This window comes from Gluconobacter sp. P1C6_b (genome assembly GCF_018811945.1).
GTDB lineage: Bacteria > Pseudomonadota > Alphaproteobacteria > Acetobacterales > Acetobacteraceae > Gluconobacter.
The window spans coordinates 1-6,426 of record NZ_JACRVU010000045.1; the positions used below are offsets into that span (position 1 = coordinate 1).

The following is a 6,426-nucleotide window of genomic DNA, read 5'->3' on the forward strand; positions in this document are numbered from 1 at the left end:
GTCTGTTCGTCCGAACTGTCGGTATCACCCGGGCCACCATGAGGATCGGCCTTGCCAATATCGTCTATAATATGCGCCGCTTCCTTTTCCTCGAAAGATTGAACGCGAGCGCGTAGTCCTCCCACTGGCGATGGACCGTGATCTGCTCAAAACGCAGAGCGAAAGTCACCCCGGAAACCCTCAATCAAAGCGCTAAAAAACTAAAATCATCAGACAAGCGCATCAACAAACAGTTCTTCGATCCCTCCAACTTCGTGCGGCAGAGTGAGATATGTACCCGCCTCCAGCATAGCACTGAGAGCTTCGACGTTTGCCGTAGAGTGCAGTGCAGAGTTTTTGCTACATATCTCACCATCAAGCATCAAAAACGCTCTGTACGGCGAAATACGTTGCCTGCATTAGGCAGATGAGTTACAAAAGCTCCAGAAACGAGAAAAGGGCAGGATTCGGCCCCTGCCCTTTTCAATTCCACAAGCGACTGAACCGCCAGTGGAAATGCCCATTCATGTGTAGCACAGTTATTCTGCGCTATTCAGTCGGCATCGGTCAAGGCGGTTCTTCATTTCTTCATCAGAAAGAAGAAGCGTCATTATGGCCAAAAACAACCGGAAGCCCTCGAAAAAACTGACTGATCTGGACGCGCAAATTATCATCGCGCGACTGGCGACGAAAGAATATCAGAACCGTATTGCGGCTGATTTCGACGTCAATCCTGGACGTATTTCCGAGATTAAGACCGGAAAAGCGTTTCCAGATCTTCAGCGTCCTTGGGGGTGATTTTATCGGGGCGGCCTCAGAGGTCGCCCCTCCAAGTATTTTGAAAACGGGAATTAGTTATCCCACTTCATACTCAGATATAATGCACTGTCCATATCAAATAAATAAACAATTGTATAATTGTATCCTCTATTTGTTTTATATGAATTAAAATTATCATTAAGAAACTCTATTACATCAATATAGCTTCTTCCTTTGGTGTGATTTAATTTTACTGTCTCCATGGAGATTCCTTTTTTTTGTTAGTATTAACTCCGAGCATTCGAAGTCCCGAATTAATTCCCAATTCGGCGGAGCGATGTTAAACAGAAATCATCTGCATGAATATAGAAAGCCGCCCCGAAGGGCGGATCCATAGTCAGACTGCTTGCAGAGACTGGACAGCGCCCTTCCCTGCTCTTGCGGGAGGGGCGCAGGGCACTGGCACATACCGCCCGAGCACCTTCACCTGTAGAAATTCCGGCACTCTGGCGGAGTAGAAACCAGACACATACGGAATGAGCGCGCTGCGTATGCGGGCGAGCCGCGCCCGGTCTTCCGGATGGTTTTCCGCGATGGGCGCGACATAGATCTCGCCTTTCGTCCCGATGACCACGGCTTCTGTGCCGGGCTCCAGATCGTAGTCCGTTGCGTCAAAGCACAGCATCTTACCCTCAACCATGACGGCGCCTGTGATCCGTGCGTCCTGCCGGGCGGCCAACGCGTTCATGACGCCGGTTCCGGCTTCTTGGCGAAAGGGGGCTTACCGACCTTTTCAGCCAGATTGCGAAGGCCGGTCTTGCCTTCGTTCTGGGCCTTCGTCTCGATGATGATTTCCGCCAGTCGCCGCAGACCTTTCTGCGTGATGCGGAATTCGTGCTTCACCATCTCCTCGCCCGTGTACGGGTGCTTGTAGGTCTCCGGCACGAGGCGGACGTATCCCATCTTGAGACCGTAGTGAGCTGGAACGCGCTTTTTGCCTTGAATGCATGACCAGCCGTGACCGTCGATATAGTCCGTCACCCACTTTTGACCGACTTTCAGTTCCCGGCCCGCATTTTGAACGCCAAGCTCTCCGGGCAGGCTGGCAAGGTAGTCATGAGCGGCGGCCTTGGGCGTGATAATCGCAAGCTCCCGTTCCTGTGCCTCAATCTTCTCCTGCTGGTCGGCTGCGAGGAGCAGGGCTTCACGGAAGGAGGTCGGGACTGCCGGCGCCGTGGGGACAGTCTCTAACTCCATCCAGCGACGGACGATCTTGAGGCGGAGGTCCGAGCGGTATCCAGCAACGAGCGTGATGGTCAGGTCTTTGGGGAGAAGATACTCATTTTGATCGCGCCCGTAGGCGTCCTGATAGATGTGTCCAAACTTGGACCCATCTTCCTTTAGGTCCGTCAGCATCTTTTCGATGTCGCGGCGAACGTGCTTGTGCTCCTTTCCCGTCAGTTCCGCGATTTCGCGGGAGGACATGGTGACGGCGATGTTTGCGAGTGACGCGCTCATGCTTCGTCTCCCTTCACCATGATCGGCGTGATCGACATGGAAAACTTCCGGTCGAACAGAAGACGAAAAGTCGCAATTGTGGTATGAATGGCTTTAGCCATGGCCGGGTGTCCTCCGGTTAATGGTTAGGGCCGGTTGGAAGGTGGTGCTTCCCTCCGGCCTGTTTTTACGTTAGACGTAAAAGAATGAATACGTCAACAAAAAACGTAATACGTAAAAAGGGACGTCCGCCAACAGGAACCGATCCAATGTTGGCTGGCCGGGTTCCTGCCGAAATGATCAAGGCTGTTGTTGAATGGGCATCTGCTAAAGGCGTCAGTCGCTCTGAAGCAATTCGCCGGTTGATCCAAAAGGGCTTGGAGGCGGAGAAGTGAATGTTATTCCGACTATAATATGCTGTTCTTTAATATTCATTCCGATTTCGTTTGCAAAATCCGAGGATATAAGTCGGTATTATCCCGGTATGTCATGGCAAGAATTTAAAAAAGAAGTGGCATCAAGGGGGCTTAGTGTAAAAGGCCCGATATTCGGGGATAATTACTTTATAACAAACAACAAGAGTGGGCTTCCCGAAAGCGGGGGGATAGAATTTTGCAATGACAAACTCTCTTCCTACTCCGAAAATATAGGATCAAATAATAATTATATTAATACCGTTCAGTATTTTATAAGTAAATTTGGAAAACCAAAAAATATATCCGTGTCACAGCGCCCTACTGATAAAGCTGGATATTTTGTCGCCGTTGAGAGTATCGAATGGCAAAGAGATGAGGTGAAATACCATATCGATCTATCTGCTTCGGTTGATGGGTACATGTCTGGCGGCGCGGCGGTTGGATTTGATTCATTGGCGCGTTGCCCTAAGCGCCAATAGTTCTAAGTCCCTCCCCTTACCGCTTTTTCTTGGGTTAGATCCGGGGCACGCTCTCCACTTGGGGCAGAACTTCTTAGGCAGGAGTACAGTGGTTATTGAAATCTATCCGGCATCAGGCGGCGTAGAAGTTTCTCGACGCGTACTTTTTCACACTCAGGCCATACAGGTTTAGTGGATGCAGATGTCGGGTAATCGCTATTTGGATCCATTGTGGCAGCCAGATCATCCTGCTTCGATAGTCTTTCTTCTATCTTCGGATTCCGTTTAGCTTCAACGGAAGCGGCGATTTCGATATTGATATTTGTTTTGTAAACCACCCTCCCTTCTTTTCTAAATAATCTCCTTGTTGCGCAATGATTAATTCTAATTTGAGAAAGGTTATTATCATAATTATCAAATTTAAAGTATTTTATTTCTCCGCCAGTTTTTATATCTTTTTCCGATGCAAATTTGATTGATTTAATTGCATCATAGCTTTCTTCCCACTCTTCTTGAGCGAATCTTCTTCCTGTACCAATAAATATGGCATCATTATTTATACTATAATTAATTAATCTCTCATCTCCAAGAATAATTTTACATTCTAATTTATTTAGGTCAATAACGGCAATAATTGCTCCGATATATTCCGAAGTAATTCCATCCACAGTTTTTTTCTTTTTTGGTGGGTATGCAGGAAAACACTCAGTTTCGTTTCGAAGCCACTTTTTCCATGAAATGTCCGTCGGTCCGTGTCCAGCGCAACAAAATATCAAACCATACTTCTTCAAGTAGATAATTTTATCTTCATTTCTGTCATCAATAAATATTAAAAATTCGTCGTTATCACAGCCGTCTGCGGAAGTTCTCGAGTCAGCAGCAATAATTTTGGAATTAAGGTCTATCACGATAGTTGTCATGATTAATCAGTAGCACATATTGAGCGCGGAAATATGGTATCCTGTTACCGGTTTTGCTTGTGCCAAACCCAGCCTGATGATAGGTTGAGCCTATGACAAAAGCCACTGAGAGCAGTGGGGCTCAACGGAAGGGCAATGCCAATCTGAAGCCCTTCAAAAAGGGCCAGAGCGGCAATCCCGGCGGCATTCCAAAAGACCTCCGCGAGGTGATCGCTCTCGCCCGTTCGCACACGGTCACCGCCATTACAGCGCTTGCGGAAATTGCCGGCAGTCCGGCCTCTCCTGAAAGCGCTCGTGTGTCTGCTGCCAATGCCCTGCTCGACCGCGCGTGGGGTAAAGCGAAAGAGACTGTCGAGATCAGCGGACAGGATGGCGCCCCGCTCGGCCTTGTCGTGACCGTGGTTCGACCGAGTGAGTGAGGTCCAGTTCCCTGAGAGCCTCGCCTTCCTGTTCGAGCCTGCGCGCTACAAGGTTGCGTATGGTGGCCGAGGGTCGGGCAAATCTTGGGGCATGGCTCTTGCTCTGCTGATCCAGGGTGCGGAGAAGCCGATCCGCGTTTTGTGCGCGCGTGAATTTCAGAAGTCCATTTCTGACTCTGTTCACTCGCTGCTGGCTGACCATATTGCGCGAAACCCTGCTCTGGCCAGTTTCTACACGGTCCAAAACACGACGATCATTGGCCGCAATGGAACCGAGTTCATCTTCGCAGGCCTTCGCCATAACATCGCGTCGATCAAGTCGATCGAGGGCATCGACCGCTGCTGGATCGAGGAAGCGCAGACGATCACCAAGGGAAGCCTGGACATTCTGATCCCGACGATTCGTAAGGAAGGCTCGGAGATCTGGCTGGGCTTCAACCCTGAGCTTGCTGAGGATGAGGTCTATCGCCGGTTCGTTCTGAACCCTCCGCGCAATGCGATTGTTCGGAAGGTGAACTGGGATCAGAACCCGTTCTTCCCTACTGTGCTGCGCGAAGAAATGGAGCAGCTCAAGGCCACGGATTACGACGCATGGCTGAACGTCTGGCAGGGCAATCCGAAGCAGGTTCTTGAGGGCGCGATCTATGCCAGCGAGATCCGGCAGGTCACAGACGAGCAGCGAATTTGCCGCGTGGAATATGATCCGTCTGCGCCCGTATTCACGGCGTGGGATTTAGGTTGGTCAGACATGACCAGCATCTGGTTCTGGCAGAAGATCGGCTTCGATATCCGAGTGATCGACTTCTACCAGAACCGGATGGAAGGCCTCGACCATTACGTTGGCGTGCTTGAGCGGCGCGGCTATCGGTACGAGCGCCATTTCCTGCCGCATGATGCCAATCAGGGGCAGCTATCGGCCGCAGGCAAAACCATCGCGGCTCAGCTGCGCGCCCGCTCCATGCCGATCTCGGTTCTGCCTCAGTTGCCGATCATGGCCGGGATCAGCGCAGCCCGTGCCCTGTTCCCTCGCGTGTGGTTTGATGAGCAGGCGACGGCAGACGGCATAAACGCGCTGCGACGTTACCGATATGACGTGGACCAGCAGACCGGGCAGTTCAGCAAGAAGCCGCTGCACGATGACGCCTCACATGGCGCTGATGCATTCCGGCAGTTGGCCGTCGCGATCAATGATCCGAAGCCACGAGCAGAACGCAAGCCAATCCAGCGCCAGACCTTCGCGGTAAGCGGTGCCGGCTGGATGGGCGCTTAATCGGTTCAGCCTGTCTTTTCTGTTGTACTGACAGTTTTCAATGTGGTAACTGATTACCTCATGAAGACACGAATTCGCTTGGCTTACCGCCGATTTTGGTTTGGGGCTGCTCGCTTCTGTTTCCGGCGTTTACGTTTCTCTGCATCTGACGGAACGACCGTCCTTCATGTCTTCATGCGAGATGGTGTTGCAGTCGCTTATGATCCGACAACGGATGACTGGGCGCGGTGGTCGGCATGAGCGATACTATTCCCGGCACAGATTCAGTCATTTCCGAGGTCAAGGAACGGTATGAAGCTGCCCAGTCTTTCGAGGCTGACTGGCGCAGGCGTGCGCTCGATGATCTCCGCTTCTTCCATGCCGATGCGTACAACCACGATCAGTGGGACAGCGCCGTCTATCAGGCGCGTTCTGGTACGTTTGGCGGCTCTCCCCGCCCCTGCCTGACGATCAACAAGGTGGAGGGATCGAAGAACTGTTTGTTGATGCGATTGTCTGATGATTTTAGTTTTTTGGCGCTTTGATTGAGGGTTTCGGGGGTGACTTTCGCTCTGCGTTTTGAGCAGATCGCGGTCCATCGCCAGTGGGAGGACTACGCGCTCGCGTTCAATCTTTCGAGGAAGAGGAAGCGGCGCATGTTGTAGACAATATTGGCAAGGCCGATCCTCATGGTGGCCCGGGTGATACCGACAGTTCGGACGAACAGAC

9 protein-coding genes and 2 pseudogenes are annotated in these 6,426 nt (G+C 51.3%); 7 read left to right on the top strand and 4 right to left on the bottom strand.

The window, feature by feature from the left end; all coding sequences use genetic code 11:
• Both KP701_RS15645 and KP701_RS15650 read left to right on the top strand, forming a co-directional pair.
• Positions 1-116 (top strand): annotated as a pseudogene (locus tag KP701_RS15645) (IS5/IS1182 family transposase); the annotation flags it as partial.
• A 475-nt stretch (positions 117-591) separates the two neighbouring features.
• Entirely contained in the window at positions 592-777 is a 186-nt protein-coding gene (locus KP701_RS15650) for a hypothetical protein (protein WP_215747861.1), read from the top strand.
• A 358-nt stretch (positions 778-1,135) separates the two neighbouring features.
• On the opposite strand, the gene KP701_RS15655 is transcribed toward KP701_RS15650, so the two are convergent.
• Both KP701_RS15655 and KP701_RS15660 read right to left on the bottom strand, forming a co-directional pair.
• Complete coding sequence (locus tag KP701_RS15655) at positions 1,136-1,486, bottom strand: hypothetical protein (protein ID WP_215747862.1); 351 nt, start codon at positions 1,484-1,486, stop codon at positions 1,136-1,138.
• Positions 1,483-2,256 carry a Rha family transcriptional regulator gene (locus KP701_RS15660; protein WP_215747863.1) on the bottom strand — a complete coding sequence of 258 codons (774 nt, stop codon included), beginning with the start codon at positions 2,254-2,256 and terminating at the stop codon, positions 1,483-1,485. Before KP701_RS15660 ends, KP701_RS15655 begins: the two co-directional genes overlap by 4 nt.
• A gap of 248 nt (positions 2,257-2,504) precedes the next feature.
• Between KP701_RS15660 and KP701_RS16620 the strand changes: the two genes are divergently transcribed.
• Positions 2,505-2,630 carry a ribbon-helix-helix protein, CopG family gene (locus tag KP701_RS16620; protein WP_371819025.1) on the top strand — a complete coding sequence of 42 codons (126 nt, stop codon included), beginning with the start codon at positions 2,505-2,507 and terminating at the stop codon, positions 2,628-2,630.
• Positions 2,627-3,130, top strand: a complete 504-nt coding sequence (locus KP701_RS15670) for a hypothetical protein (protein ID WP_215747865.1) — start codon at positions 2,627-2,629, stop codon at positions 3,128-3,130. Before KP701_RS16620 ends, KP701_RS15670 begins: the two co-directional genes overlap by 4 nt.
• A 92-nt stretch (positions 3,131-3,222) precedes the next feature.
• On the opposite strand, the gene KP701_RS15675 is transcribed toward KP701_RS15670, so the two are convergent.
• Positions 3,223-4,029 carry a hypothetical protein gene (locus tag KP701_RS15675; RefSeq protein ID WP_215747866.1) on the bottom strand — a complete coding sequence of 269 codons (807 nt, stop codon included), beginning with the start codon at positions 4,027-4,029 and terminating at the stop codon, positions 3,223-3,225.
• Between the two features lie 92 nt (positions 4,030-4,121).
• Between KP701_RS15675 and KP701_RS15680 the strand changes: the two genes are divergently transcribed.
• The 3 genes from KP701_RS15680 to KP701_RS15690 all read left to right on the top strand — a co-directional run bounded on the left by KP701_RS15680 (position 4,122) and on the right by KP701_RS15690 (position 6,242).
• A complete protein-coding gene (locus KP701_RS15680; RefSeq protein ID WP_215747867.1) occupies positions 4,122-4,448 on the top strand; it encodes a DUF5681 domain-containing protein in 327 nt (108 codons plus the stop codon).
• Entirely contained in the window at positions 4,441-5,718 is a 1,278-nt protein-coding gene (locus KP701_RS15685; protein ID WP_215747868.1) for a PBSX family phage terminase large subunit, read from the top strand. Before KP701_RS15680 ends, KP701_RS15685 begins: the two co-directional genes overlap by 8 nt.
• A 227-nt stretch (positions 5,719-5,945) precedes the next feature.
• Complete coding sequence (locus KP701_RS15690; protein ID WP_215747869.1) at positions 5,946-6,242, top strand: hypothetical protein; 297 nt, start codon at positions 5,946-5,948, stop codon at positions 6,240-6,242.
• 68 nt (positions 6,243-6,310) lie between these two features.
• Here the strand turns inward: KP701_RS15690 and KP701_RS15695 are convergent.
• Positions 6,311-6,426 (bottom strand): annotated as a pseudogene (locus KP701_RS15695) (IS5/IS1182 family transposase); the annotation flags it as partial.

Excerpts from the sequence above, each read along its gene's own strand:
- KP701_RS15650 (WP_215747861.1), top strand. The coding sequence starts at position 592 with ATGGCCAAAAACAACCGGAAGCCCTCGAAAAAACTGACTGATCTGGAC.
- KP701_RS15655 (WP_215747862.1), bottom strand. The coding sequence starts at position 1,486 with ATGAACGCGTTGGCCGCCCGGCAGGACGCACGGATCACAGGCGCCGTC.
- KP701_RS15660 (WP_215747863.1), bottom strand. The coding sequence starts at position 2,256 with ATGAGCGCGTCACTCGCAAACATCGCCGTCACCATGTCCTCCCGCGAA.
- KP701_RS16620 (WP_371819025.1), top strand. The coding sequence starts at position 2,505 with ATGTTGGCTGGCCGGGTTCCTGCCGAAATGATCAAGGCTGTTGTTGAA.
- KP701_RS15675 (WP_215747866.1), bottom strand. The coding sequence starts at position 4,029 with ATGACAACTATCGTGATAGACCTTAATTCCAAAATTATTGCTGCTGAC.
- KP701_RS15680 (WP_215747867.1), top strand. The coding sequence starts at position 4,122 with ATGACAAAAGCCACTGAGAGCAGTGGGGCTCAACGGAAGGGCAATGCC.